This is a genomic window from Bartonella sp. AA2SXKL, from assembly GCF_042197205.1.
GTDB lineage: Bacteria > Pseudomonadota > Alphaproteobacteria > Rhizobiales > Rhizobiaceae > Bartonella.
In genome coordinates this window covers 1-360 of the sequence record NZ_JBHIRN010000080.1, presented here as the reverse complement: position 1 = coordinate 360, position 360 = coordinate 1, and the positions used below count along the sequence as shown (strand labels likewise).

Genomic DNA, 360 nt, shown 5'->3' with positions numbered 1-360 from the left:
ACATTACATATGCCTTGCTTAAGCTTTTGTTTTTCATCACAAATTAAAGTCCAATAATAAAACTGCATAATGATTCGACGTGTTTCACCAGCTGCTCCATTAGGAATAGATAAGTGCGGTGGATGCACCGTATAAACACTATTATTTTCGTCAGCAAAACTTTCTCCCTTGCCTAATAAGGCAAGGAAGAACAGAATATTTATCAAAATACTTCGTTTTTCTATCATGATATCAGTTTTTTTTATCATTTCAGCCTCAAAGTAATCCCTGCGCCTACTCCCCAGTGACCTCCAGCATTCGTGATAGATAAATTAGAACGAATATTTCCATCTTCAGATGTATAAACAGCACCAACAGCAA

At 36.1% G+C, this 360-nt stretch carries 1 pseudogene; it reads right to left on the bottom strand.

Annotated features, from left to right (window positions below):
- Positions 1-227, bottom strand: a pseudogene (locus ACFINS_RS09855) (invasion-associated locus B family protein); the annotation flags it as partial.
- Between the last annotated feature and the right edge of the window lie 133 nt (positions 228-360).